Origin of the sequence: Citrobacter sp. Ce006, from assembly GCF_030336535.1 — a bacterium.
In the GTDB taxonomy this organism is placed as follows: domain Bacteria; phylum Pseudomonadota; class Gammaproteobacteria; order Enterobacterales; family Enterobacteriaceae; genus Citrobacter; species Citrobacter europaeus.
This window is the reverse complement of record NZ_JAOWDO010000072.1, coordinates 259,747-283,701: the sequence shown is the minus strand read 5'-3', so window position 1 is coordinate 283,701 and position 23,955 is coordinate 259,747. Positions and strand designations below refer to the sequence as shown.

General features: G+C 52.2%; 25 protein-coding genes, 1 other RNA gene, 1 pseudogene and 1 other annotated feature. Of the genes and pseudogenes, 12 read left to right on the top strand and 15 right to left on the bottom strand.

All coding sequences use genetic code 11. From position 1 onward, the window contains the following. Nucleotides 1-50: 50 nt before the first annotated feature. From recR to OGV94_RS15720, 5 genes are all read right to left on the bottom strand, one after another. Nucleotides 51-656 (bottom strand): recombination mediator RecR, encoded by a 606-nt coding sequence (gene recR, locus OGV94_RS15740; RefSeq protein WP_003021767.1) that lies wholly within the window; start codon nucleotides 654-656, stop codon nucleotides 51-53. After that, nucleotides 656-985, bottom strand: coding sequence for a YbaB/EbfC family nucleoid-associated protein (locus tag OGV94_RS15735; protein WP_003021764.1), 330 nt, complete (start codon nucleotides 983-985; stop codon nucleotides 656-658). Before OGV94_RS15735 ends, recR begins: the two co-directional genes overlap by 1 nt. Before the next feature lie 57 nt (nucleotides 986-1,042). Continuing rightward, nucleotides 1,043-2,971 carry a DNA polymerase III subunit gamma/tau gene (gene dnaX, locus OGV94_RS15730; RefSeq protein WP_080625613.1) on the bottom strand — a complete coding sequence of 643 codons (1,929 nt, stop codon included), beginning with the start codon at nucleotides 2,969-2,971 and terminating at the stop codon, nucleotides 1,043-1,045. Further along, nucleotides 1,646-1,710, bottom strand: a sequence feature (DnaX frameshifting element). Its footprint overlaps the gene before it by 65 nt. A gap of 118 nt (nucleotides 2,972-3,089) precedes the next feature. Continuing rightward, complete coding sequence (apt, locus tag OGV94_RS15725) at nucleotides 3,090-3,641, bottom strand: adenine phosphoribosyltransferase (protein ID WP_043015422.1); 552 nt, start codon at nucleotides 3,639-3,641, stop codon at nucleotides 3,090-3,092. Between the two features lie 193 nt (nucleotides 3,642-3,834). After that, nucleotides 3,835-4,212: a DUF454 family protein gene (locus OGV94_RS15720; RefSeq protein WP_008783969.1), complete on the bottom strand. Its 378-nt coding sequence runs from the start codon at nucleotides 4,210-4,212 to the stop codon at nucleotides 3,835-3,837. Nucleotides 4,213-4,281: 69 nt separating this feature from the next. Between OGV94_RS15720 and priC the strand changes: the two genes are divergently transcribed. Together priC and rsmS are read left to right on the top strand one after the other, a co-directional pair. Further along, the gene (gene priC / locus OGV94_RS15715) at nucleotides 4,282-4,809 is read left to right on the top strand and encodes a primosomal replication protein N'' (RefSeq protein WP_043015421.1); all 528 of its coding nucleotides are present in this window, start codon (nucleotides 4,282-4,284) and stop codon (nucleotides 4,807-4,809) included. A gap of 14 nt (nucleotides 4,810-4,823) precedes the next feature. Next, nucleotides 4,824-4,985 (top strand): pleiotropic regulatory protein RsmS, encoded by a 162-nt coding sequence (gene rsmS, locus OGV94_RS15710; protein WP_064507026.1) that lies wholly within the window; start codon nucleotides 4,824-4,826, stop codon nucleotides 4,983-4,985. A 75-nt stretch (nucleotides 4,986-5,060) separates the two neighbouring features. Here the strand turns inward: rsmS and mscK are convergent, their stop codons facing one another. Further along, the gene (mscK, locus tag OGV94_RS15705; RefSeq protein ID WP_043015420.1) at nucleotides 5,061-8,426 is read right to left on the bottom strand and encodes a mechanosensitive channel MscK; all 3,366 of its coding nucleotides are present in this window, start codon (nucleotides 8,424-8,426) and stop codon (nucleotides 5,061-5,063) included. A 127-nt stretch (nucleotides 8,427-8,553) separates the two neighbouring features. After that, a complete protein-coding gene (gene acrR / locus OGV94_RS15700) occupies nucleotides 8,554-9,204 on the bottom strand; it encodes a multidrug efflux transporter transcriptional repressor AcrR (RefSeq protein WP_043015419.1) in 651 nt (216 codons plus the stop codon). Nucleotides 9,205-9,345: 141 nt separating this feature from the next. Here acrR and acrA point away from each other — a divergent pair, with 141 nt between their 5' ends. The 6 genes from acrA to OGV94_RS15670 all read left to right on the top strand — a co-directional run bounded on the left by acrA (nucleotide 9,346) and on the right by OGV94_RS15670 (nucleotide 16,139). Then, nucleotides 9,346-10,539 (top strand): multidrug efflux RND transporter periplasmic adaptor subunit AcrA, encoded by a 1,194-nt coding sequence (acrA, locus tag OGV94_RS15695; RefSeq protein ID WP_043015418.1) that lies wholly within the window; start codon nucleotides 9,346-9,348, stop codon nucleotides 10,537-10,539. 22 nt (nucleotides 10,540-10,561) lie between these two features. Further along, nucleotides 10,562-13,711 (top strand): efflux RND transporter permease AcrB, encoded by a 3,150-nt coding sequence (acrB, locus tag OGV94_RS15690; RefSeq protein WP_043015417.1) that lies wholly within the window; start codon nucleotides 10,562-10,564, stop codon nucleotides 13,709-13,711. Between the two features lie 488 nt (nucleotides 13,712-14,199). After that, nucleotides 14,200-14,574 carry an Hha toxicity modulator TomB gene (gene tomB, locus OGV94_RS15685; RefSeq protein WP_003021733.1) on the top strand — a complete coding sequence of 125 codons (375 nt, stop codon included), beginning with the start codon at nucleotides 14,200-14,202 and terminating at the stop codon, nucleotides 14,572-14,574. 27 nt (nucleotides 14,575-14,601) lie between these two features. Further along, a complete protein-coding gene (gene hha / locus OGV94_RS15680; protein ID WP_002892050.1) occupies nucleotides 14,602-14,820 on the top strand; it encodes a hemolysin expression-modulating protein Hha in 219 nt (72 codons plus the stop codon). A gap of 180 nt (nucleotides 14,821-15,000) precedes the next feature. Continuing rightward, nucleotides 15,001-15,552: a maltose O-acetyltransferase gene (gene maa / locus OGV94_RS15675; protein WP_043015416.1), complete on the top strand. Its 552-nt coding sequence runs from the start codon at nucleotides 15,001-15,003 to the stop codon at nucleotides 15,550-15,552. 116 nt (nucleotides 15,553-15,668) lie between these two features. Then, nucleotides 15,669-16,139, top strand: coding sequence for a YlaC family protein (locus OGV94_RS15670; protein ID WP_043015415.1), 471 nt, complete (start codon nucleotides 15,669-15,671; stop codon nucleotides 16,137-16,139). A gap of 79 nt (nucleotides 16,140-16,218) precedes the next feature. Here OGV94_RS15670 and ykgO read toward each other — a convergent pair whose 3' ends face one another. Both ykgO and OGV94_RS15660 read right to left on the bottom strand, forming a co-directional pair. Next, nucleotides 16,219-16,359, bottom strand: a complete 141-nt coding sequence (gene ykgO / locus OGV94_RS15665; protein WP_005125190.1) for a type B 50S ribosomal protein L36 — start codon at nucleotides 16,357-16,359, stop codon at nucleotides 16,219-16,221. Between the two features lies 1 nt (nucleotide 16,360). Further along, nucleotides 16,361-16,621 carry a type B 50S ribosomal protein L31 gene (locus OGV94_RS15660; RefSeq protein WP_043015414.1) on the bottom strand — a complete coding sequence of 87 codons (261 nt, stop codon included), beginning with the start codon at nucleotides 16,619-16,621 and terminating at the stop codon, nucleotides 16,361-16,363. Between the two features lie 188 nt (nucleotides 16,622-16,809). On the opposite strand from OGV94_RS15660, the gene pdeB reads away from it, so the two are divergent. After that, nucleotides 16,810-18,363 carry a cyclic di-3',5'-guanosine monophosphate phosphodiesterase PdeB gene (gene pdeB / locus OGV94_RS15655; RefSeq protein ID WP_193144607.1) on the top strand — a complete coding sequence of 518 codons (1,554 nt, stop codon included), beginning with the start codon at nucleotides 16,810-16,812 and terminating at the stop codon, nucleotides 18,361-18,363. Nucleotides 18,364-18,414: 51 nt separating this feature from the next. Here pdeB and OGV94_RS15650 read toward each other — a convergent pair whose 3' ends face one another. Both OGV94_RS15650 and yczE read right to left on the bottom strand, forming a co-directional pair. Beyond that, nucleotides 18,415-18,768, bottom strand: coding sequence for a DUF1428 domain-containing protein (locus OGV94_RS15650; RefSeq protein WP_003831033.1), 354 nt, complete (start codon nucleotides 18,766-18,768; stop codon nucleotides 18,415-18,417). A gap of 64 nt (nucleotides 18,769-18,832) precedes the next feature. Continuing rightward, on the bottom strand, nucleotides 18,833-19,462 hold the full coding sequence (yczE, locus tag OGV94_RS15645; RefSeq protein WP_043015412.1) for a membrane protein YczE: 630 nt from the start codon (nucleotides 19,460-19,462) through the stop codon (nucleotides 18,833-18,835). An 87-nt stretch (nucleotides 19,463-19,549) separates the two neighbouring features. Here yczE and yczR point away from each other — a divergent pair, with 87 nt between their 5' ends. After that, nucleotides 19,550-20,977, top strand: a complete 1,428-nt coding sequence (gene yczR, locus OGV94_RS15640) for a MocR-like transcription factor YczR (RefSeq protein ID WP_286523749.1) — start codon at nucleotides 19,550-19,552, stop codon at nucleotides 20,975-20,977. Between the two features lie 59 nt (nucleotides 20,978-21,036). Here the strand turns inward: yczR and OGV94_RS15635 are convergent, their stop codons facing one another. From OGV94_RS15635 to ffs, 3 genes are all read right to left on the bottom strand, one after another. After that, the gene (locus OGV94_RS15635; RefSeq protein WP_016152066.1) at nucleotides 21,037-21,255 is read right to left on the bottom strand and encodes a hypothetical protein; all 219 of its coding nucleotides are present in this window, start codon (nucleotides 21,253-21,255) and stop codon (nucleotides 21,037-21,039) included. Continuing rightward, a complete protein-coding gene (locus OGV94_RS15630; protein WP_043015410.1) occupies nucleotides 21,252-21,503 on the bottom strand; it encodes a hypothetical protein in 252 nt (83 codons plus the stop codon). The genes OGV94_RS15635 and OGV94_RS15630 overlap by 4 nt, the downstream gene beginning before the upstream one ends. A 197-nt stretch (nucleotides 21,504-21,700) precedes the next feature. Further along, nucleotides 21,701-21,797, bottom strand: an RNA gene (ffs, locus tag OGV94_RS15625) — signal recognition particle sRNA small type. Between the two features lie 84 nt (nucleotides 21,798-21,881). Here ffs and OGV94_RS15620 point away from each other — a divergent pair. After that, nucleotides 21,882-22,271: pseudogene (locus tag OGV94_RS15620) on the top strand (MGMT family protein). A 31-nt stretch (nucleotides 22,272-22,302) separates the two neighbouring features. On the opposite strand, the gene OGV94_RS15615 reads toward OGV94_RS15620, so the two are convergent. Beyond that, nucleotides 22,303-22,872 (bottom strand): YbaY family lipoprotein, encoded by a 570-nt coding sequence (locus tag OGV94_RS15615; RefSeq protein ID WP_043015409.1) that lies wholly within the window; start codon nucleotides 22,870-22,872, stop codon nucleotides 22,303-22,305. Nucleotides 22,873-23,084: 212 nt separating this feature from the next. Between OGV94_RS15615 and tesB the strand changes: the two genes are divergently transcribed. Beyond that, nucleotides 23,085-23,945: an acyl-CoA thioesterase II gene (gene tesB / locus OGV94_RS15610; protein ID WP_100194048.1), complete on the top strand. Its 861-nt coding sequence runs from the start codon at nucleotides 23,085-23,087 to the stop codon at nucleotides 23,943-23,945. The last annotated feature ends 10 nt before the right edge of the window (nucleotides 23,946-23,955 follow it).

The window sequence follows — 23,955 nt, the reverse complement described above, 5'->3', positions numbered from 1 at the left end:
ACAAGCGGGAAGGATTTCAAGCGGAAGCCGCCGTCGCGGCCTCCGTTTGTTCAGAATTTAATCTTGTGTCGTCCTGCCAGAGAGTGCGACAGCGTGGTGCCATCGACCATTTCCAGCTCGCCGCCTACCGGAACGCCATGGGCGATACGGCTGGCTTCAACGCCATACTGCATGCAAAGCTCAGCAATATAGTTGGCGGTCGCCTCTCCTTCGACCGTGGGATTGGTCGCCAGGATCAGTTCGTTGATTTGCTCAGACGCCAGTCGCTGTTCGAGACGATCCAGCCCGATATCATCAGGGCCAATACCGTCCAGCGGCGACAGGTGTCCCATCAGCACGAAGTAACGTCCGGAAAATTGCCCAGTTTGCTCAATGGCGTAGATGTCCGCCGGACTTTCCACCACGCAAATCTGACCGTTCTCCTGGCGACGCGGGTTCGAGCAGATGTTGCAGACGTCCTGCTCTGTGAAGGTGCGGCAATCGGCACAGTGGCCGATTTCCGACATCGCCTTCGTTAACGCCTGCGCCAGACGCATCCCGCCGCTGCGATCGCGCTGAAGCAGCGTGAACGCCATGCGCTGCGCAGACTTCGGGCCAACGCCCGGCAGACAGCGCAATGCTTCCATAAGCTGAGTTAACAGCGGGCTGGTTTGCATCAGAACGGCATCTTAAAGCCAGGCGGCAGCTGCATTCCGGAGGAAACAGAAGCCATCTTCTCTTTCTGCGTCTCTTCAATGCGACGCGCCGCGTCGTTGAATGCCGCAGCGACAAGGTCTTCCAGCATTTCTTTGTCGTCTTCCAGCAGGCTTGGATCGATCTCCACGCGACGGCAGTTGTGCGCGCCGTTGATGGTCACTTTAACCAGGCCAGCGCCAGATTCGCCGGTCACTTCCAGCTTGGCGACTTCTTCCTGCATCTGTTGCATTTTTTCTTGCATCTGCTGGGCCTGTTTCATCAGGTTACCCAGACCGCCTTTACCAAACATAGGCTTCTCTCTCAATCACGTTAAGGGATGACGACCGTCAAACCATTAGGCTCACGATCAAATGGGGCGAATACTCTCTTCGTCCAGGTCCGCATCGAAAAAACGACGCAGCGTCTGAATGTTATTATCCGCAATAATCGACTCACGCGCCTGCGCGAGCTTCTCTTCATAAATGGCCTGACGCCACTCCAGCGGCGTACGCACCGCTGGATTATCATCTTCAACGATGGTCAATTCAACCGTTGACCCCGTTAAGGAACTCAGTGCTTCAGCCAGTTTTTGCTGCGCGCCGCTGGAATTAAGGTGTCGCTGCGTGGAACGCAGGTGCAGGCAAACCACGTTGCCATTCTCTTCTTTCCAGGCATTGAGCGCCACCTGCTCCACCAGTTTTGGCAGCGAGAGCTGGCTTACCTGCGCAGCCCACGGGTCGCGTTCAATGGCTTCAGCCGCAAGCTTTGCCGCCAGCTCCGGCGTTTTTTCATGCTCAAGCGCTTTTTTCAGCGCTTTCGGCGTGGCGACGACTTCTTTAACTTCTGCAACAGGATTGGCCGCTTTCCAGCGATACGCTTCTTTCTTCGCTGGCGCTTTTTCCAGCGCAGAAACTGCCGGACGCGCCTGAACACGTTCCGACACCGAAGCCAGTCTTTCCAGCGCAGCATTATTCACCGGCCGCGCGCGGGAAGCGGCTGCCGGTTCACTCTTTTTTGGTTTGGTTGCTCCCTGAGCACGTTGCAACTGACTGCGCGCCGCCAGCACCTGGCTGGTGGCATTGGAGAGCGGCACATTCTGTTGCTGTTGCGCAGGCGCTGGCTGCTGCTGCACCTGCGTCGGGGTCATCACCGCAGTGGGTGCGGCCGGGGCAAACGACTGTCGCTGGACTTCAGGTTCCGGGAGCGGCATGCGCGGATGAAAAGCCAGCGCACGCAGCAGCGTCATTTCGACGCCCATTCGCCTGTCCGGCGCATACGGCAGTTCTTTGCGCCCGATTAACAGAGTCTGGTAGTAAAGCTGCACATCGGTTGGCGGGACGATTCGCGCCAGCTCGCGCATACGCTGTTCAATGGCGGCCATATCGCTACCGAGCGCGGCGGGTGAAAGTTGAACCATAGCAATACGGTGCAGCAAAGCCGACATCTCAACCAGCAGCGCTTCCCATTCGATCCCACGCGCAGCGGCATCGTTAACCAGCGTCATAACGCGTTCACCGTCCGCAGCCACAACCGCTTCAACAAGCGAGAGCGCCTGGTCGTCGTCCAGCGTGCCGAGCATGGTGCTGACCGCGTCGGTCGAGACCTGACCATCGCCGCTGGCGATCGCCTGATCGGTCAGACTCAGCGCATCGCGCAGGCTACCGTCCGCGGCGCGAGCCAGCAGTTGCAGCGCACGTGGTTCATGCGCGATATGCTCTTCTTTGAGAATATGCTCAAGCTGATGACGAATCTGATCGACATCCAACGCTTTAAGATGGAATTGCAGACAGCGCGACAGGATAGTCACCGGCAGCTTCTGCGGATCGGTAGTCGCCAGCAGGAACTTAACGTGCGCGGGCGGCTCTTCGAGCGTTTTCAGCAAGGCGTTAAAACTGTGGCGCGACAGCATGTGCACTTCGTCGATCAAGTAGACCTTAAAGCGACCGCGCGCAGGCGCATACTGGACGTTATCCAGCAGGTCACGGGTGTCTTCGACTTTGGTGCGTGAGGCGGCGTCGATTTCAATCAGATCGACAAAACGCCCCTGCTCGATTTCGCGGCAGTTATCGCACACGCCGCACGGCGTCGCGGTGATGCCGGTTTCACAGTTTAATCCCTTCGCCAGCAAACGGGCGATAGAGGTTTTCCCGACGCCACGGGTGCCGGAAAACAAATAAGCATGATGAATACGCCCTAGCGACAAGCCGTTCGCCAGTGCCGTCAGCACATGTTCCTGGCCGACGACGTCAGCAAAGGTTTGTGGGCGCCATTTTCGGGCTAAGACCTGATAACTCATTGGCAGGCTCTGAAAGGCTGGAGGGTGGATTCACAGGGGGATAATGCTAACACAACCTCGCAGCGACGGCGAGGTTGTGTGTCTCGGTATTACTTCAGCCGGGATAAGATAGCCCGACTTAGTGGCCTGGGAATGGAACCAGGCTATAACAGGTCAGCCCCTGTTTTTCCAGACGCTGTTCGCCGCCCAGATCAAACAGGTTAATGATAAAAGCGGCATCGGTCACTTCACCACCCAGACGGCGGATCAGTTTCACGGTCGCTTCAATCGTGCCGCCGGTTGCCAGCAGATCATCCACAACCAGGACTTTATCGCCAGGTTTGATGGCATCAACGTGGATTTCCAGCTGATCGGTGCCGTATTCCAGTTCATAGCTCTCAGCAATAACTTCACGCGGAAGCTTACCGGGTTTGCGTACTGGAACAAAGCCGACGCCCAGACCCAACGCTACCGGCGCGCCAAACAGGAAGCCACGCGCTTCGGTGCCAACCACTTTTGTGATACCCGCATTTTTGTAGCGTTCAACCAGCAATTCAATGCTGAGGGCGTAGGCTTTCGGGTCTTCCAGTAAACTGGTGACATCACGAAAGAGAATGCCCGGTTTTGGGTAGTCGTGGATGCTTTTGATGCTATTTTTGAGAAACTCAAGCTGCTGTGCAGTCGCGGTCATAAGTTTGTGCCTGATTAATACAGTATTACTTCACGGCGCACTATACACTTCATCCTCGACGTATCTTGAATGATTTTGTGTCTATATATGAGTCAAGGTTACACTTGCTTAACCTTTGACCACCTGCGCCTGTGCTCGAAAACGGTCGAATTTACTGACTGTGGGAGACAATTGCAACAGCGTTTATTGCGCTTTACTGCTTTTGTTGTTTTTCATCAATCACCGGGATCCGCCACATAAAAATCAGTAAACAGGCGAGGATGACCAGCAGCAGGCCGCGTACCCACATCATATTGACCAGCCACAGTGAGATACCAAACGTCACCAGGATCAACAAAATAGCGCGCGGCTTCGCTCCCGGCGGCATCGCGCGGTGTTTTTGCCAGTGGCGCAGATACCCGCCGAACCACGAACGGTACAGCAGCCAGTCGTGAAAACGCGGCGATGAGCGGGCAAAACACCAGGCAGCCAGAAGTATAAACGGCGTCGTCGGCAACAGAGGCAATACAACGCCCAGCGTACCTAGCACTACCGCTATCCAGCCAATGATGATTAGAATAATGCGTTGCATAATATGAGTACTTAACACAGAGAATCGCTACTTTAGCATAACAGTTCTCATTTTCATCGGAGTGTTGTCGTGAAAACCGTCATGCTGCTTCAGACGCTCGAAAACCAGCTTAACCGCCTACGCCAGCGTTGTGCCCCGCTGGCGCACCATGCAACGCTTAGCGCCCGCTTTGACAGACATCTGTTTCACACCCGCAGCACGTTGCTGCAGGCCTGTCTGGATGAAGCAGATGATAATCTCGCGGCCCTGCGCCGCGCAGTCGAGCAGCAGCAACTACCACAAATTAGCTGGCTTGCGGAACACCTTGCCTCACAGTTAGAGGCGATTTCACGTGAAACCGCCAGTTGGTCGCTCCGGGAGTGGGACAGCGCATCTCCAGGTCTTGCGCGCTGGCAGCGCAAGCGAGTACAACACCAGGAGTTTGAACGCCGTCTGGTTGAAATGACGCGAGAACGCAAAGAGCGCCTGGCTCAGGCTACCGGCTTTGAAGAACAGCAAAAACTGCATCGTGAAGTAGAAGCATTCGAAGCGCGACTCGCGCGTTGTCGTCATGCACTGGCAAGAATAGAAAACGTGCTGGCGCGTTTAACCCGCTAATCCCCGGAGAATTTATGTCATTAGAGAACGCCCCAGACGAGGTCAAACTGGCCGTCGACCTGATTGTTTTACTTGAAGAAAATCAGGTTGCGCCTGAAACAGTGCTGAAGGCGCTAGAGATTATTAAACGGGATTACGAAAGGAAACAGCTCTCTTCTTCTAAAAAAGCGCTATAGCTGAAATGCCTGATGGCGTTGCACTTATCAGGCCTACGAATGAATCAAAGCTCGCGGGCCTGATGATTTTTTCTATTAACCTACCGAAGGCGTCGGATCGTCACCCTTGATGATGTCACGCTTAACCTCAGTCACGGTGTCGCCTTTCGCATTATGCAGGTGCACTTCGAGCTGGTTAAAGGCAATATCAATGTCGTTTTCACGGCACAAACGATCCACCGCACGGTTAAGTTCATCAACCGTATGACTACGATCGCGCAGTTCACGTACGTATAAACGCAGTTCATGATCCAGCGTGCTAGCGCCAAAGGCGGTAAAGAACACCGCAGGCTCCGGATCGTGCATGACTTTCGGGTGTTCCATCGCCGCCTGCAGCAGCACTTTCTTCACTTTGTCCAGATCCGAACCGTAGGCCACACCAATGCGGATCACCAGACGCGTAGTGGTATCAGAGAGCGACCAGTTGATCAAACGCTCCGTCACGAATGCTTTGTTCGGGATGATCACTTCTTTGCGATCGAAGTCGGTAATGGTGGTGGCACGGATACGGATCTTGCTGACCGTTCCTGAAAACGTACCGATAGTCACGGTATCGCCGATGCGGACCGGACGTTCAAACAGAATAATCAGACCGGAAACAAAGTTACCGAAAATTTCCTGCAGACCAAAACCAAGACCAACCGACAGAGCAGCTGCCAGCCACTGTAGCTTATCCCACGAGACGCCGAGCGATCCGAAGACCGTCATCGCGCCGATGGCGATGATGGCGTAGTTAAGGATCGTAGTGATCGCATAGGAAGCGCCCTGACGCATCTTCAGTCGCGAAAGCACCAGCACTTCCAGCAGGCCGGGTAAGTTACGGATCAGCGCCCACGCGACCATTGAGGCAATAATCGCAAACAGCAGACTGCCCATGGTGACGTCTTTCACCACCGCAGCCCCTGCTTCGGTGCCGTTGTAATGCCAGAGCGTTATGCTGTCGAGGTAGCTGAATACGGTTATCAAATCAGACCAAATAGCCCAGAACAGAACCCCAAACAGGGCAACCATCACCAGCATGGTGATACGCAGCGTTTGCTGGTTAACCTGCTCCAGCGCAATGGTCGGTTCTTCCTGTGGTTCTGCGCCTTCAGCCCCTTCTTTAACCAGGTTCTGACGACGCGCCAGCGCACGACGCCAGGCAATACGGCGTGCCGCTACGCTCAATCCACGCAGCACCGTCTGGTACAGCAGGTTCCAGAGGATAACCAGATAGACCGTTTCAATCCAACGACCGGCCAGGCGCAGCGTGGTGTAGAAATACCCTGTCGCCGTCAGCACCATTAGTGCAATCGGAATAATAGACAGCACGGTAATGGTGACCAGACGTAGACCATGCGACTCTTTGTCACGCCAGCTTTCGCGGCACATTGGCCATACCAGAAAGGCGATCAGCAGCAGGTTGAGGAAAATGACCACCTGGCCAAGCACATCGTCCATCAAATTAAGCGGCGACAGCTCAGCAATGACCGACCAGAAGTTGAGCGGCAACAACGCAAGGCTGATACGAACAATCTGGCGGCGCCAGTGGCTGGTCTGCTGCGCTGGCATGCCAAAATGACGAATCGCCACGCCATCTTTTTCCAGCACCTTCCAGCACAGACCAAACACCAGCCAGAAGATGGTCATCTTCTTGCTAAACGCCCACAGCAGGTCACTGATATTCAGCTGCATGGTCAGCAAAATCAGGCCCACCGCGAGGATAATCAGACATGCCGGCAAGGCTCTGATGAGATCGATCAGAATTGCTTTGGGTGTATTAAGCTGGCTGTCGTTACGCAGGTTCCCCACCGCGGCGGCTAATTTTGCCTGATAATCCTTCAGCCACCTCAAACGCCAGCGGATTAACCCGGCGATAAGCAGCAGCGGCAGCCCTGCCAGGAACGCAATAAATACGGCTGGCCAGGCTTTTTCCCAGTTCACCGTGATTTTCATCGACTTAAACTGGTCTTTTAGCGTTTGTGGGAAGGCTTTGATCCAGTCCCAGTCCATCGGACGGTTACTGTTAACCCAGAAAATTTGCTGCGTGAGGATCCCTTTCAGGTTTTTCGACACGCTCATTAACTGTTGCTGGTTGATTTGCAGATTAATCGCCATCATCAACTGGTTGCCCAACTGCTTATTTAGCTGATCCAACAGTTCACGACGCATATCCACGACCTGCATCAGGGCATCGTGGACTTCAGGATTAACTTCGTTGCTGTGCCCTTCTTCCAGTTTGGCGACAAACGCATCGTTCTGGAACAACGCATCACGCTGCTGGTTGACCTCGAACTGCTCCAGACGCAAATCGGCGATCCGGTTGGTCATATCGGCAAGCTCATCTGCCGACGGCAGCGTTTGTTGTTGCTGATATAAAATGCGCGACAGCAGCAGACTGCCTTTCAGAACGGCGATCTGCTCTTTAATGTTGCGTTCGGATTGCAGGGCGCGGTCAAGCCAGTTTTTAACTTTGATATTTTGCTGCATCAGGCTGTTGCCGTTTTCAGTCGCGGCAATCAGGCGCTGGCTGAGCTGATGGTTAACATCAAGCTCCTGCTTCACTAACGGATTGGACTGGATACGCTCGGCTTCGTCCGGCGTTACCGCTTCCTGCGCCGTCTTTTCGGTTAACGTCAGTCGTTTGCTGTTCACCGCTTCTTGCAAGAGCTGAAGCTGATGTTCAAGGCGGTTACTGTTCGCCGTCACGTAATCGCGTTGTTTTTGCAGGGTGTCCTGCAAAACCGTATTACCTTCGAGGCTCTTACGCTGCTGGTCGATCTGCGCATTCAGCAGCGCCTGCTGCGCCTGCAGCAGCACCTGCTGGCTGGGGCGTAAAGCCGCCTCTCCCACACTGGTGCCATCAAGTCGATTGCGAATTTGCTGCATCTGTTGCGACGCAGTGTACATCGCATTTTGTACGCGCTCTGGCTGCGTCTGCAGCGACACCAGTTGGCTGTTGTAAGCGGCAAGATCGTTTTGCGAACTTTGCAGGTCATCCAGAACCTGCGCCACGCGCGACTCAAGCTGTCGTAAGGAGAGCGTACTCAGCGTTTTTCGCGTTTCATCGTCATTATCAACATCGCTAAGCGAATTTAGCGCATCCGTCGCCTGACGCATTTTTTCCGGCGCCTGGGCAACTTTCTGCCGAAGCTGTACGGTTTCATCCTTCACGCGATCGATTTTATCCAGCGTGGCAATGGTATCGATGAGATCTTGTTGGACCAGCTTATCCTGCGCGGAGAGATCTTTTTGTTTATTCAGCGTGTCTAACTGGCTCTGAATATCCGCTTTCGTCGGCAGTTCACCACTCTGTTGCGCCCGCGCAAATGCAGATGACTGGCAGGATAGCAATAGAATGAAGAAAAGAATGGTAATAGCAATAAGATGCTGTGAACGTTTATAGAGCTGCAACATAGTCATGAGAATGAACGTTTCTGAACCGGAAAAGTGACCGAAAATAGTCAAGCAGCAAGAATATCACGGCTGTGACCGGCAGAATAGCAGCAGGCAAAACGACCAGGAGAATTCCTGGTTCAGACCCAAAGCGTTAGCAGGTTTTCGCCACGTTAACCCGCAGGCTTGGGCAGAGAAGACACATCTCCAGCAGTACAGCGATGTATTCCCGGGCCTCTTTTTTCAGATCAAAAGATTCTGGGGCAAATAACCAGTTCTCTATAATTCCGGTAACGTAGCTACGCAGCAGCACCGCCACACGACGCGTGTTCAAATTTTCTGGCAGCATGTTGGCATTCATGCAGTGCCGCAATGTTTGTTCGATACGGTCGTAATTTTCAATACACAGACTACGTTGAGCTAACTGAACAGAAGCCATTTCCCCGACAAATTCGCATTTGTGGAATATAATTTCCAACAACAAACGTCGGCGTTCTTCTGTCACGGTAGCTTCAAGAACGTAAATTAAAATTTCTCTTAATACTGATAGTGGATCGTCGGGGAATTTTGCCTGATACTCAATCTCTAACTCATCAATGTTAGGTTTTGCTAGCTCCCAGATTTCACTGAATAAATCCGATTTGTTTTTGAAATGCCAATAGATTGCGCCGCGCGTGACACCAGCGGCTTTTGCGATCTCCGCAAGCGAGGTGGATGATACCCCTTGTTGCGAAAACAAACGCAGAGCGACATCGAGAATGTGCTGTCGTGTTTCCTGTGCTTGTTGTTTGGTTTTTCGTGCCATAGGTCAGTGAATTTACAGGCGTTAGATTTACATACATTTGTGAATGTATGTACCATAGCACGACGATAATATAAACGCAGCAATGGGTTTATGGGCTTTTAGCCATTGATCAATTTGAAATCGGACACTCGAGGTTTACATATGAACAAAAACAGAGGGTTAACGCCTCTGGCAGTCGTTCTGATGCTCTCAGGCAGCTTAGCGCTAACAGGATGTGACGACAAACAGGCCCAACAAGGGGGCCAGCAGATGCCAGAGGTTGGAGTTGTTACGCTCAAAACTGAACCTCTACAGATAACAACCGAACTCCCGGGTCGCACCAGTGCGTATCGCATTGCTGAAGTTCGTCCTCAGGTTAGCGGTATTATCCTGAAGCGTAATTTCACGGAAGGTGGTGACATCGAAGCGGGTGTATCTCTCTATCAGATTGATCCTGCTACTTACCAGGCCGCTTATGAAAGCGCAAAAGGCGATCTGGCCAAAGCACAAGCCGCAGCAAATATCGCTCAACTGACGGTCAAACGTTATCAGAAACTGTTGGGGACTAAGTACATTAGTCAACAGGATTACGATAGCGCGCTGGCAGACGCACAGCAGGCAAACGCCGCCGTTGTCGCCGCGAAAGCCGCGGTAGAAACTGCACGCATCAATCTGGCCTATACCAAAGTGACGTCGCCGATCAGCGGCCGCATTGGTAAGTCATCCGTTACTGAAGGCGCTCTGGTGCAAAATGGTCAGGCGACCGCACTGGCGACCGTTCAGCAGCTTGACCCAATCTATGTGGACGTGACGCAGTCAAGTAACGACTTCCTGCGCCTGAAACAAGAGTTGGCCAACGGCACGCTGAAGCAAGAAAACGGTAAAGCGAAAGTCGAACTGGTGACCAATGACGGTATTAAATTCCCGCAGTCCGGTACGCTGGAATTTTCTGATGTGACGGTTGATCAAACCACCGGATCGATTACGTTACGCGCAATCTTCCCTAACCCGGATCACACCTTACTGCCAGGTATGTTCGTTCGCGCACGTCTGGAAGAAGGGACTAACCCAACTGCATTACTGGTTCCACAGCAAGGCGTTACCCGCACACCGCGTGGCGATGCCAGTGCATTGGTTGTCGGTGCAGACGACAAAGTTGAAACTCGTCAAATTGTCGCCTCACAAGCGATTGGCGACAAATGGTTAGTCACTGATGGACTTAAACCGGGCGACCGCGTGATTGTCACTGGGCTGCAAAAAGTACGTCCTGGCGCGCAGGTAAAAGCGCAGGAAATCACCGCTGATAACAACCAGCAAGCAGCAAGCGGTAGCCAGCCTGAACAGTCCAAGTCTTAACTTAAACAGGAGCCGTTAAGACATGCCTAATTTCTTTATCGATCGCCCAATATTTGCGTGGGTGATCGCCATTATCATCATGTTGGCAGGGGGGCTCGCGATCCTCAAATTGCCGGTAGCGCAATATCCAACTATTGCACCGCCTGCAGTGACGATCTCCGCGACCTATCCTGGCGCTGATGCCAAAACAGTACAGGATACTGTTACGCAGGTTATCGAACAGAATATGAACGGTATCGATAACCTGATGTACATGTCCTCAAACAGTGACTCCACGGGTACCGTGCAGATCACCCTAACCTTCCAGTCTGGTACTGACGCGGATATCGCACAGGTACAGGTGCAGAACAAACTGCAGCTGGCAATGCCGCTTTTGCCGCAGGAAGTACAACAACAGGGCGTGAGCGTTGAGAAATCATCCAGCAGCTTCCTGATGGTTGTCGGTGTTATCAACACCAACGGCACCATGACGCAGGAGGATATTTCCGACTACGTGGGCGCCAACATGAAGGACGCCATCAGCCGTACTTCAGGTGTGGGTGACGTTCAGTTGTTCGGTTCCCAGTACGCGATGCGTATCTGGATGGATCCGAACAAACTGAATAACTTCCAACTGACGCCGGTTGATGTGATCAGCGCCATCAAAGCGCAGAACGCCCAGGTTGCAGCCGGTCAGTTAGGCGGTACGCCGCCGGTGAAAGGCCAGCAGCTTAACGCGTCGATCATCGCGCAAACCCGTCTGACCTCTGCCGATGAGTTCAGCAAAATTTTGCTGAAAGTGAATCAGGACGGTTCTCAGGTGCGTCTGCGTGACGTAGCGAAAGTCGAACTGGGTGGCGAGAACTACGACATCATTGCGAAGTTCAACGGTAAACCTGCATCCGGTCTGGGTATCAAGCTGGCGACAGGCGCTAACGCCCTGGACACCGCCAACGCTATCCGCGAAGAACTGAAGAAGATGGAACCTTTCTTCCCGTCAGGTCTGAAGATCGTTTATCCGTATGACACCACGCCGTTCGTGAAAATTTCTATTCACGAAGTAGTGAAAACGCTGGCGGAAGCAATCATTCTCGTGTTCCTGGTAATGTATCTGTTCCTGCAGAACTTCCGCGCGACGCTGATTCCGACTATCGCCGTGCCGGTGGTGCTATTGGGTACATTTGCCGTCCTTGCGATTTTCGGCTTCTCGATAAACACGCTGACGATGTTCGGGATGGTACTCGCCATCGGCCTGTTGGTGGATGACGCCATCGTTGTGGTCGAGAACGTTGAACGTGTAATGGCTGAGGAAGGGCTACCGCCGAAAGAAGCAACGCGTAAATCGATGGGCCAGATTCAGGGCGCACTGGTTGGTATCGCGATGGTGCTGTCAGCGGTATTTATCCCGATGGCTTTCTTCGGGGGTTCTACCGGCGCAATTTACCGTCAGTTCTCCATCACCATTGTTTCGGCGATGGCGCTGTCAGTCCTGGTGGCATTGATTCTGACCCCTGCCCTGTGTGCGACCATGCTTAAACCGATTGCTAAAGGCGATCACGGAGAAGGCAAAAAAGGCTTCTTCGGCTGGTTTAACCGCATGTTCGATAAGAGCACGCACCATTACACCGACAGCGTGGGCGGAATTCTGCGCAGCACCGGTCGTTATCTGGCGCTGTATCTGATAATCGTCGTGGGCATGGCCTATCTGTTCGTTCGTCTGCCAAGCTCGTTCCTGCCGGATGAAGACCAGGGGGTATTCCTGTCAATGGCTCAGCTGCCAGCGGGTGCAACGCAAGAGCGTACCCAGAAGGTGCTGGACGAAATGACGGATTACTATCTGACCAAAGAAAAAGCGAACGTTGAATCGGTGTTTGCCGTTAACGGCTTTGGCTTTGCTGGTCGTGGTCAGAACACCGGTATCGCGTTCGTTTCTCTGAAAGACTGGAGTGAACGTCCTGGCGAAGAGAACAAGGTTGAGGCGATTACTCAACGTGCGATGGGCGCATTCTCGCAGATTAAAGACGCAATGGTCTTTGCCTTTAACCTGCCAGCCATTGTGGAGTTAGGGACCGCCACCGGTTTCGACTTCCAGCTGATTGACCAGGCAGGTTTAGGTCATGAGAAACTAACCCAGGCGCGTAACCAGCTGTTTGGTGAAGTTGCGAAGCATCCCGATCTGTTAGTCGGCGTACGTCCTAACGGTCTGGAAGATACGCCGCAGTTCAAGATCGATATCGATCAGGAAAAAGCGCAGGCTCTGGGTGTTTCCATTAGTGACATTAATACAACGCTGGGTGCAGCATGGGGCGGAAGCTACGTGAATGACTTCATCGACCGTGGTCGTGTGAAGAAAGTTTACGTCATGTCTGAAGCGAAATACCGTATGTTGCCGGAAGATATTGGCAACTGGTATGTTCGCGGCAGCGACGGGCAGATGGTGCCGTTCTCCGCCTTCTCTACCTCACGTTGGGAATATGGTTCACCGCGTCTGGAACGCTATAACGGTCTGCCTTCCATGGAAATCTTAGGCCAGGCCGCACCGGGTAAAAGTACCGGTGAAGCGATGGCAATGATGGAGCAACTGGCCAGTAAACTGCCATCCGGTATCGGCTATGACTGGACCGGTATGTCCTACCAGGAACGACTGTCCGGCAACCAGGCCCCTGCCCTGTATGCCATTTCACTGATTGTCGTATTCCTGTGTCTGGCGGCATTGTACGAGAGCTGGTCAATTCCGTTCTCCGTAATGCTGGTAGTACCGTTGGGTGTTATTGGCGCATTGCTGGCGGCGACGTTCCGCGGCCTGACCAACGACGTTTACTTCCAGGTAGGCCTGCTCACAACCATTGGGTTGTCGGCGAAGAACGCGATACTTATCGTCGAATTCGCCAAAGACTTGATGGATAAAGAAGGTAAAGGTCTGATAGAGGCGACGCTGGACGCGGTACGTATGCGTTTACGACCAATCCTGATGACATCGCTGGCCTTTATTCTGGGCGTAATGCCGCTGGTAATCAGCTCCGGCGCAGGCTCCGGCGCGCAGAACGCAGTAGGTACAGGCGTAATGGGCGGGATGGTAACGGCAACCGTGTTGGCTATCTTCTTTGTTCCGGTGTTCTTTGTGGTGGTACGCCGCCGCTTTAGCCGCAAAAGCGAAGATGTTGAGCATAGCCACTCAGTAGACCATCATTGATAGCTCTCTAAAGATAAGGCCGCGCAAGCGGCCTTTTTTCTGGAAAAATCATAAAAACCACTTATTGCGATATCGTTTATTTTCTCTGGGGTAAATAAGCGATATAATCCCTGTAGGCTTAAAGGCTATTCTTAAAAAACATTGAGAGTTCTTATTTACTTTAATAAATATTAAGATTATTCCTAGCTTTTGACTGGCATTGTCGACTGTTACCTTGCGTTGCTAAACCTAATCAAGATAACCCGATGATTGCCCGAAGAATAAAGAAGTTGTCCCATTCCGAATAGCCGTACGTATCTGTTAAAATGTAAAAATGACCTGACATCATAATTTTGCATAATTGTAATTTTTCGTGATATGACGATGAAATCTTTTTTAGAGTAGATTATAGTTAAATCATCAGGAGTCGCGGGCAAGTTCCAGGTAGTTTGTTGTATCCATCCCGAAAGGTGTTCGGTTAGTTTAAGCCACTAAGAAGGGGATGCGTTATGGATGAATACTCACCCAAAAGACATGATATCGCGCAGCTTAAATTTCTCTGCGAAACCCTGTATCATGACTGTCTTGCAAACCTTGAACAAAGTAACCATGGCTGGGTTAATGACCCTACCTCTGCCACCAGCTTGCAGCTCAATGAACTGATAGAGCATATTGCAACCTTCGCACTTAATTATAAAATTAAGTACAATGAAGACAATAAGCTGATTGCGCAGATAGATGAATACCTGGATGACACTTTTATGTTGTTCAGCAGTTATGGTATTAATACGCAGGATCTGCAGAAATGGCGGAAGTCAGGTAATCGTCTGTTTCGCTGTTTTGTCAATGCCACCAGGGCTAATCCTGTTAGTTTGTCTTGTTAAAAATTATTACAATCATAGGTAAGAGTTATGTCCGATAAACCATTAACTAAAACTGATTATTTGATGCGCCTGCGACGTTGTCAGACAATTGACACACTTGAGCGCGTTATTGAAAAAAATAAATATGAATTGTCCGACAACGAACTGGCTGTATTTTACTCAGCAGCAGATCACCGCCTTGCTGAATTGACTATGAATAAGCTCTACGACAAGATTCCAACTTCTGTTTGGAAATTCATTCGCTAATTGCTCACGGGTTAAGTCAGGTATAGCAGTACATTTGTCTGGCTGACCATTTTCGTATTTACAATAGTTATTTAATTCAAATCACGTGACTACGATCACAGCGAAACAACGGGAACGTTCCCCTTGCTGGCATTGCGTTTTACTGTGTTGAAATGATCTCCAGGACACAGGGAATTCGTAATGAGTAATGAAAAGCAAAAAATGATCGCCGGTGAACTTTATCGCCCGGCAGATGAAACATTGCGCAACGACCGGCTACGCGCTCGTCAGTTGACCCATCGCTACAACCACACCGCTCCCGATGAAAAAAGCGAGCGACAAGCTATCCTGCATGAGCTGTTGGGTCAGAGCGAGGGCGCTTATATTGAACCCTCTTTTCGTTGCGATTACGGCTACAACATCTATCTCGGTAAAGAATTTTACGCCAACTTCGACTGCGTTATGCTCGACGTCTGTCCGATCCATATTGGCGACAACTGCATGTTAGCGCCGGGCGTCCATATCTATACCGCGACCCATCCGCTGGATGCCACCGAGCGAAACAGCGGCATGGAGCTGGGTAAACCCGTGACGATTGGCAACAACGTCTGGATAGGTGGGCGCGCGGTGATAAACCCCGGCGTAACGTTGGGAGATAACGTGGTTGTGGCCTCAGGCGCGGTAGTCACTAAAAGCGTTCCGGCCAACAGCGTGGTTGGGGGCAATCCCGCGAGGATCATCAAAACGCTGTGATCTTAAATGTAACTGTTATGCTAAATTGTGGTTAATCTGTTACTTTCTTCAAAAGGTATCCCCTTTTAAAATAGGGCGATCACACTTGAATTTTGCAGACACCACGAAGGCAAGAGATGACAGAAATACAGCGCCTGCTTACTGAAACAATCGACGACTTAAATATTCGCGAAAAGCGCGACAACAAACCGCGCTTTAGCGTCAGCTTTATTCGCAAACACCCAGGGCTGTTCATCGGCATGTATGTTGCGTGGTTTGCCACGCTGGCGGTGATGCTACAGTCAGAAACGTTAGTCGATTCAGTATGGCTGCTGGTGGTTCTGTTTGTCATACTCAACGCGTTTTTCTTTTTCGACGTTGCGCCGCGATACCGCTTTGAAGATATCGACGTACTGGATTTCAGAGTTTGCTACAACGGCGAATGGTACAACACGCGCTTTGTCCCTCCTTCACTCATCGACACCATCCTGCACTCACCCTCCGTCGATAGTGAACATAAAGCACAGCTGCAAAAAATGATATCGCGTAAGGGCGAACTCTCGTTTTACGATGTCTTTACCCTAACCCGCCCCCAGACCAGCCAGTAAAGGCGGCCTTAGTACAGATAAAAAAAGTGCGTCCCTGTGGAGGAAACGCACTTTAGTCCTTGAAATGCTGGCAAAGAAACTAACGTCTTTTTTTACGCCCCTGTACCGCTTTAAAGCGTGGGTTCGTTTTGCAGATAACGTACAAACGCCCTTTTCGTTTTACTATCTGGCAGTCAGGATGGCGCTGTTTCGCACTGCGAAGTGAATTGAGTACCTGCATCTTAACCTCGCTTAGCGCCAATAAAATGGCCAAAACGTTTCTGGAAACGAGCTGCGCTGCCTTCGTTATCAAAGGTTTTTTGTTTCCCGGTATAGTACGGATGCGATTTGGAAGAGATATCCAGGGTCACGTATGGGTACATTTTCCCCTCAAACTCAATCTCACGCTCAGTCTTGATGGTCGAACCGACCTTAAAGAACTCATTGGCACTGGTATCGTGAAACACCACGGTACGGTAAAAAGGATGAATATCCGGTTTCATGGCAACCTCAATTTGTTACGTTATAACATAACCAACAAAATACACCACTCTTGTACAAACCACAACCTGATTTACGCTACAGAGAGTTAAACGGGATGATAAGTGGCCGTAAATATATGATGCCAATCGAATAGCTTTTTCGGCTTTCGGATATACTTTCCCTACGCTGTGTTAATAAGGATATCACTGTGACAACACGACATCTGATAAGCCTGGTGACAGGGGTACTGTTTCTTTCCATCCTCGCGCCCGTAGGTTTAAGCTTGTGGCTGGCACATCGTCAGGTCGAAACGAAATTTATCGATGAACTCGATATGTTCTCAACGCGAGTCGCATTACGTACGGAACGCGTAGGCGAGCAGGCAAAAAAAGCATTACGCCATATTGAAGCCTTTCAGGGGGTGCCTTGTAGTGAAGAGCATCTGCTGGAAATGCGTCGTTTGTCATATAGCTACCGCTATATTCAGGAAGTGCTGTACCTCAAAGATAACGTTCCGCAATGCTCATCTCTGGAAAAAAGAAGCCAGGCTGACGCATTTCCCCCCGCAATGAAAGTCACGCCTGATGGATATCGCGCATGGCTTACTACGCAGAACGATTTGGGGATTAAGCGCTTTATGGCGGCATTAGGGAGCGAACATTACGTTGTGATGGTCGATCCGAGCTCTTTCATAGACGTCATCCCGTTTGGCTCATGGCCAATTGAAGTCACTATCATTGGCACTGTGCGCAACGTCGTGGTTGCCAGTAGCGCCGATCTGCCTTCGGACGTTTTGCAGCATGTACAGCAAGAACGCTCGATTACCCATTTTCAGAAAGATGGCAGCATTTTTAACGCACGCCCTTTCCCGGAGCTGGGCATCACTATCGTAACCTGGGCCTCCACCCTGCCATTGCAAAAAACCTGGCACCGACAGGCGCTGATCTGGCTCCCGGCAGGCATTCTTATCGGCCTGCTCACCGCCGCCTTTGTTCTGCGCATTTTGCGGCGCTTACAGTCGCCCCATCACCAGTTGCAGGACGCTATCCAGCATCGGGACATTAAAGTCCACTACCAACCGATTATCTCGCTCAAAACGGGGAAAGTGGTCGGGGCAGAAGCGCTGGCTCGCTGGCAGCAAGCCGATGGGAGCTATCTGTCGCCGGAAATCTTCGTCGCCATGGCGCAGCAGACCGGACTCTCAGAACAGCTCACCCGTTTGATTATTGAAAGCGTATTTGATGATTTAGGAAAATGGCTGCGCCAGCATCCGGAGCAGCATATCTCCATCAACCTTGAGTCAGCCGATCTGTCTTCCGAAACGCTTCCTGCCCTGTTAAGTCAGAAGGTGAACCACTGGCAGCTAAAACCTGCGCAAATCGCGCTGGAACTCACCGAACGCGAATTTGCCGACCCGAAAAACAGCGCGCCGTTTATTGCCAAATACCGTCAGGCGGGTCACTCAATTTATATTGATGACTTTGGTACCGGCTATTCCAGCCTGAGCTATTTGCAGGATCTGGATGTAGACATCTTGAAGATAGACAAATCGTTCGTCGATGCGCTGGAGTACAACAACGTCACGCCGCATATTATCGAGATAGCGAAAACGCTGAAGCTGGAGATGGTAGCGGAAGGTATCGAAACCGAGAATCAGGAAGCCTGGCTACGCCAGCACGGCGTGCAGTACGGTCAAGGCTGGCTTTACAGCAAAGCGCTGCCGAAAGCAGAATTTATTCTGTGGGCAGAAAAACGGCTTTAACATGGCTGTTGATGTTGAGATGGCTGGCGGCACGCCGCACAGCCAGTCACATCACTCTTCCATAATGGGCGCAAATCCACCGTAGATCATTCGCTTGCCATCAAATGGCATAGATTCACCGAATTCCTTCATACGGGGATCGGACATCATCTTCTGATTTGCCGCATCGCGGACCTCTTTGGAAGGGTATTCAATCCAACTGAATACGACTTCTTCATGATCCTGCGCTTTCACCGCCATGCGAAAATCGGTCAGTTTGCCGTCGGGGACATCATCTGCCCAGCACTCCACCACGCGCAATGCACCGAACTCCTTGAAAAGCGGAGCTGCTTTTGCCGCCATCGCAATGTACGCCTCCTTGTTTTCAGCGGGTACGGCAACCACAAAGCCATCAACATACTTCATGAGAAAAACCTCCGAAGTGTACTGCGCGGCAAGCCGATTCCGGCCGCGTCAGTCGAGGTTAAGTTTAGTCGCCAGCAGGCGATCGTGCCCCAGGCGCATTCCTGATGCGAATACGCGCCTGCGGCTGATGGCGAAACCATGGCAGGCAAATCTGAATGAGCGGCCCGATAGCCAGTGCATACAGCACGGTCCCTAACCCAACGGTTCCTCCCAGCAACCAACCGATAAGGAGCACCGACACTTCGATTGCGGTTCGAATTCGTCGTACTGGCCAGCCGGTACGCGCGTGAATACCGGTCATCAGACCGTCACGCGGACCGGCGCCAAAACCGGCACCAATGTACAGACTGGTTGCTAACGCATTCAGGATCACCGCTGATACCAACAGCCCGCTGCGCGCCAGCAGGGATTCAAATCCCGGAATCACCAGCAGCGCGGCATCTGCCGCCAGCCCAATCATAATCACGTTGCTCAACGTGCCAAACCCTGGGCGCTGGCGCAGTGGTATCCACGCCAGCAGTACCAACACGCCCACGGCAATAATCACCACGCCGATATTCATCGACAGTAAATTTGCCACCCCCAGGTGAAACACGTTCCACGGATCGGCCCCTAAATCGGCACGGACAAACATCGCCGTCGACACACCGTACAGCGTCAGCCCGATAAACAGCTGAAGTAAACGACGCAGCATGCTTTTCCCCTCTCACTCTCAGATAACTTTCATCTTCACCGCAATTGGCACTATGATTAATGTCCAGTTTTCAAAAAGTGGACTGCTATGTCATCTCGCCGTTACGGAAGCCAGTCTTTGCAGCGCCTGCTCGGACACTGGCAGGAAAGCCCCTCGCGAACACCCATCTGGCGACAGCTGGCAGAAGCGTTACGTTTACTGATCCTCGATGGTCGACTGGCGCTGGATAGCCGCTTACCGGGTGAACGCGAGCTCGCCGCCGTTCTGCAAGTAAGTCGAACTACCATCGCCAGCGCTATGGCGCAGTTGCGTGAAGAGGGATATCTGGAAAGTCGTCATGGTAGCGGCTCGCGGGTGATCCTGGCGGAACATATTCGCCATGTGCCGACCCGGACCAGCACCGGCACCGCGCTTGATTTGTCCACGGCGGCGCTGAACGCCGGTCCCGAAATTCATCAGGCTTACCAGCAGGCGCTGTTCGCAATGCCGCAGCACCTGCAGAGCTCCGGGTATCTGCCGCAGGGGTTGTCGGTTTTGCGTGAATCCATCGCCCGGCATTATTGCGAACGCGGACTCCCGACACAGCCAGATGAAATAATGGTCGTGAACGGCGCGGTCAGTGGCCTGGCGTTGATCCTGCGGTTACTCACCGGCCCCGGCGATCGCGTAGTGGTCGATCACCCCACTTATCCGCTGGCGATTGCGGCAATACAAGGGGCATCATGTCGCCCCATCGGCGTCTCGCTGCCCGAGCACGGTTGGGATACGGCGGGCCTGGTCGCCACCCTTGCGCAAACTGCGCCGAGAATGGCTTATCTGATGCCGGACTTTCACAACCCGACCGGACGCTGTATGGATGCCGCAACTCGCCAGGTCGTGGCGGATATTGCTGAAAGAACCCACACTACGTTAGTGGTCGATGAGACCATGGTGAACCTGTGGTATGACGCCCCGCCACCACCACCGCTTGCCGCATTCAACCGCGATGCGCCGATCATCCTGCTCGGTTCGGCAGGGAAAAGCTTTTGGGGAGGATTACGTCTGGGCTGGATCCGGGCATCGGCGCGAACCATTGCCACGCTGGTACAAACCCGCGACACCTTCGACCTGGGCTCACCGGTGCTTGAACAACTCGCCACCAGTTGGCTACTGGATAACGCCGCCGACTTTCTTCCTGACAGAAGACGCCTGCTCACATCCCAGCGAGATCTGTGCTCGGACCTGATGAACTCACATTTCCCGGAATGGCAATTTACCCAGCCGCAGGGAGGGCTTTCTTTCTGGGTTGAACTGCCCGATACGCTGGCAACGCTGTTCGCTACGCGCGCCGAAAGCGCTGGCATTCAGTTGGGAACCGGTACGCGGTTTGGCCTTGATGGCGCATTCGACCGCTTTTTGCGTATGCCTTTCACGTTACCGGATGACACAACGCGTGCCGCCTTCCAGGTATTGCAACCCATTTGGGATAACCTGCGTTTGCAGGCCAGCAGCGGGAAAATGCGTAAAATAATCTAAACGACGAGTCAAAGGACTCGTCTTTGAATGCCGTGATGGGCGAGGATGCCCCGGCAATATTACCGTTGAGGAGGAACCGGGAACCCCTTCAGGGAAATCACGAAATTCTCACCATCCTTCTTAATCTTTGCCCCGGCATCACACCAGTCGGAGGCTATACGGAAGAACTCATCGCTGCCGACGTTCCAGCTCAGACGAACATGTTTCACATAACCGGAGCGCAGCATTTCACAGGCTTCGCCGTAATTACAGGCGGTTGAGAGCGATTGTTGTTTCATTTTTTCTTCTTCAGTAATCTTCGCAATGCTTTGATTTCTTTAGGAGTCAGTGCTTCAACTACGGATTCTTCCGTGTGCTGGCTATCGATATCCTCAGCGGAGACTCCCGCCTCTTCAACGGCGGAAAACGCGATCAGCAGTAGTTTTTCCGTCGCAATACTTAAATTTTCATTATGTACTTCAGCGTAATGGCGAAGCTTTTCTTTTAGCGCCTCATCAATTTTGACATTCAATACAGCGGTCGACATCGTAGAAAATCCTTGTGGTCAGCCAAAACACACCGAAAGTAAGACCATGTCGTTACAGCGCGATGGCGGCGGCAAAAGCATCAAATAACATCCCCGAAACACATTGACAGTATTTGATGACAATAAAATGACATTACGATGACAAAGAAAAGAAGATAAACAGAAGGGAAATATCGGACGGCAGAAATGGGTGGGGGCCCTGCCAGCTACATCCCGGCACACACGTCATCTGCCTTGGCTGCTTCCTTCCGGACCTGACCTGGTAAACAGAGTAGTGTTGCGGGAGAACCAACAGAGCCCCCATTGAGAGCGTTGTTAACCAACGCGCAGGCGCATTATCACTGCTGCACCCTGTAATTGCAACCCATCCAGCATCGGATGCTGTTTTCTTGCGCAATGCGGCTTCACTCCTTCGCTTTTCGGCATTATGCTGGAGGATTAGCGCAGGAATAAATGATGGATATACAAGACACTTTCCCCCAACGCGTCTGGCAAATCGTCGCGTCAATCCCCGAAGGTTTCGTCACTACCTATGGCGATGTTGCCAGGCTTGCCGGTTCGCCGCGCGCTGCGCGCCAGGTAGGCGGCGTGCTCAAGCGTCTACCTGAAGGCAGCACTCTCCCCTGGCATCGGGTGGTTAATCGCCACGGAGCTATTTCGCTGACGGGTCCCGATCTGCAACGACAGCGTCAGGCGCTGCTGGCAGAAGGAATAGTGGTTTCAGGAAGCGGACAGATCGATTTACAGCGCTATCGCTGGGTGTATTAACCCTCTCCTGGCGGAGAGGGTTACAACTGCCTTAGTACTGCGTGGGAGCTGGAACCGCAGACGACGGATTCACCTGGGTTGGTGACGTTGACGGTACCGTGGTTGTCGCCCCACCGCTCGCCTGAACCGGTACTGCTGTTTGCTGTACAGGCACCAGCGTCAGGTCGGCTTTTTTACCACCCTGATTAATGACCGTCTGAACGGTATCAGTAATAAAGACCAGTTTATCATTCACCGTAATCGCCGCACTCAGCAGAATACGAGCGTTAGGCTGAATATCTGCCGGGTTAAACGGTAATACGAAGCTGAATGGCGCCTGTTTACCTTCAGTACGGACCGCTTTTTGCGATAGCACTTTTGACGGCGCATCGGCCAGTGAAGCATCCGACAGCGTAACGGTCAGCACCGCATCGGGTGGCAAGGCCACTTTCTGGCGGATCCATACCGTACCGGAAACATTCGGTTGTTGAATTTTAGACTGTGTGTCAGAAATTGACGTATTAGGGCTTGGCGCAGGCGTCTGAATATCAGCACTTTTATCGGCGCAGGCTGCCAGAGCGACCGCAACCGCTAAACCACTTACCATGTGCACGAGTTTCATTAAATTCTCCTTATCATCTATGCACCAGCGAGAACTTTCCCCGCCAGAAGAGTGGTTAACAAAAACATAACGTGACTAAGTGTGGCACAAGACAGCTATTTTTGCCTGTAATAGGCCAGTAATTCAGACAATTGCACCCATCGGACCACTTTCAAAATTGCGTTATACTCTGCCTACCTCGCTGCGAGATCGATATTACCTGGAGAGCACGTATGAGTCTGGCGCTGAAAAATTTGCTGACATTGTTAAATTTGGAAAAAATTGAAGAAGGACTCTTTCGGGGCCAAAGTGAAGACTTAGGGTTACGTCAGGTTTTTGGGGGGCAGGTTGTCGGTCAGGCGCTGTATGCCGCCAAAGAAACCGTACCAGAAGAGCGTCTGGTGCACTCTTTTCACAGCTACTTTTTACGTCCCGGCGATAGCCAGAAGCCCATCATCTATGATGTAGAAGTCCTGCGTGATGGTAACAGCTTCAGCGCACGCCGCGTTGCCGCGATCCAGAATGGTAAACCCATTTTTTATATGACCGCCTCTTTTCAGGCACCGGAAGACGGATTTGAACATCAGAAAACCATGCCGGATGCGCCGGGTCCCGATGAGTTGAAATCCGAAACGGAAATTGCCCGCTCAGTGGCGCATTTGCTGCCTCCGCTGTTGAAAGAAAAATTTATCAACGATCGTCCATTGGAAGTGCGTCCGGTAGAGTTTCATAACCCCTTAAAAGGTCACATCGCACCTCCGGCGCGCCAGGTCTGGATCCGCGCTAACGGCGAACTGCAGGACGATCTGCGCGTCCATCAGTATCTGCTGGGTTATGCCTCAGACCTGAACTTCCTGCCTGTAGCGTTGCAGCCTTACGGGATTGGCTTCCTGGAAAAAGGGATTCAGATCGCCACCATTGACCATTCAATGTGGTTCCACCGTCCATTCAATATCAATGAGTGGCTGCTGTATAACGTCGAGAGCACTTCGGCCTCCGGAGCCAGGGGCTTTGTTCGCGGGGAGTTTTATACCCAGGACGGTGTGCTGGTCGCCTCTACCGTGCAGGAAGGGGTAATGCGTAATCGCAATTAAGAATTACCGG

Coding starts and splice junctions, on each gene's coding strand:
- OGV94_RS15660 (WP_043015414.1), bottom strand. CDS start 16,621: ATGAAACCGGATATTCATCCTTTTTACCGTACCGTGGTGTTTCACGAT.
- yczE (WP_043015412.1), bottom strand. CDS start 19,462: ATGCTGCGTCGTTTACTTCAGCTGTTTATCGGGCTGACGCTGTACGGT.
- OGV94_RS15635 (WP_016152066.1), bottom strand. CDS start 21,255: ATGAAACAACAATCGCTCTCAACCGCCTGTAATTACGGCGAAGCCTGT.
- yczR (WP_286523749.1), top strand. CDS start 19,550: ATGTCATCTCGCCGTTACGGAAGCCAGTCTTTGCAGCGCCTGCTCGGA.
- recR (WP_003021767.1), bottom strand. CDS start 656: ATGCAAACCAGCCCGCTGTTAACTCAGCTTATGGAAGCATTGCGCTGT.
- ykgO (WP_005125190.1), bottom strand. CDS start 16,359: ATGCAGGTACTCAATTCACTTCGCAGTGCGAAACAGCGCCATCCTGAC.
- OGV94_RS15650 (WP_003831033.1), bottom strand. CDS start 18,768: ATGAAGTATGTTGATGGCTTTGTGGTTGCCGTACCCGCTGAAAACAAG.
- OGV94_RS15630 (WP_043015410.1), bottom strand. CDS start 21,503: ATGTCGACCGCTGTATTGAATGTCAAAATTGATGAGGCGCTAAAAGAA.
- dnaX (WP_080625613.1), bottom strand. CDS start 2,971: ATGAGTTATCAGGTCTTAGCCCGAAAATGGCGCCCACAAACCTTTGCT.
- OGV94_RS15720 (WP_008783969.1), bottom strand. CDS start 4,212: ATGCAACGCATTATTCTAATCATCATTGGCTGGATAGCGGTAGTGCTA.
- mscK (WP_043015420.1), bottom strand. CDS start 8,426: ATGACTATGTTGCAGCTCTATAAACGTTCACAGCATCTTATTGCTATT.
- tomB (WP_003021733.1), top strand. CDS start 14,200: ATGGATGAATACTCACCCAAAAGACATGATATCGCGCAGCTTAAATTT.
- OGV94_RS15615 (WP_043015409.1), bottom strand. CDS start 22,872: ATGAAACTCGTGCACATGGTAAGTGGTTTAGCGGTTGCGGTCGCTCTG.
- acrA (WP_043015418.1), top strand. CDS start 9,346: ATGAACAAAAACAGAGGGTTAACGCCTCTGGCAGTCGTTCTGATGCTC.
- rsmS (WP_064507026.1), top strand. CDS start 4,824: ATGTCATTAGAGAACGCCCCAGACGAGGTCAAACTGGCCGTCGACCTG.
- tesB (WP_100194048.1), top strand. CDS start 23,085: ATGAGTCTGGCGCTGAAAAATTTGCTGACATTGTTAAATTTGGAAAAA.
- hha (WP_002892050.1), top strand. CDS start 14,602: ATGTCCGATAAACCATTAACTAAAACTGATTATTTGATGCGCCTGCGA.
- maa (WP_043015416.1), top strand. CDS start 15,001: ATGAGTAATGAAAAGCAAAAAATGATCGCCGGTGAACTTTATCGCCCG.
- acrR (WP_043015419.1), bottom strand. CDS start 9,204: ATGGCACGAAAAACCAAACAACAAGCACAGGAAACACGACAGCACATT.
- OGV94_RS15670 (WP_043015415.1), top strand. CDS start 15,669: ATGACAGAAATACAGCGCCTGCTTACTGAAACAATCGACGACTTAAAT.
- OGV94_RS15735 (WP_003021764.1), bottom strand. CDS start 985: ATGTTTGGTAAAGGCGGTCTGGGTAACCTGATGAAACAGGCCCAGCAG.
- acrB (WP_043015417.1), top strand. CDS start 10,562: ATGCCTAATTTCTTTATCGATCGCCCAATATTTGCGTGGGTGATCGCC.
- apt (WP_043015422.1), bottom strand. CDS start 3,641: ATGACCGCGACTGCACAGCAGCTTGAGTTTCTCAAAAATAGCATCAAA.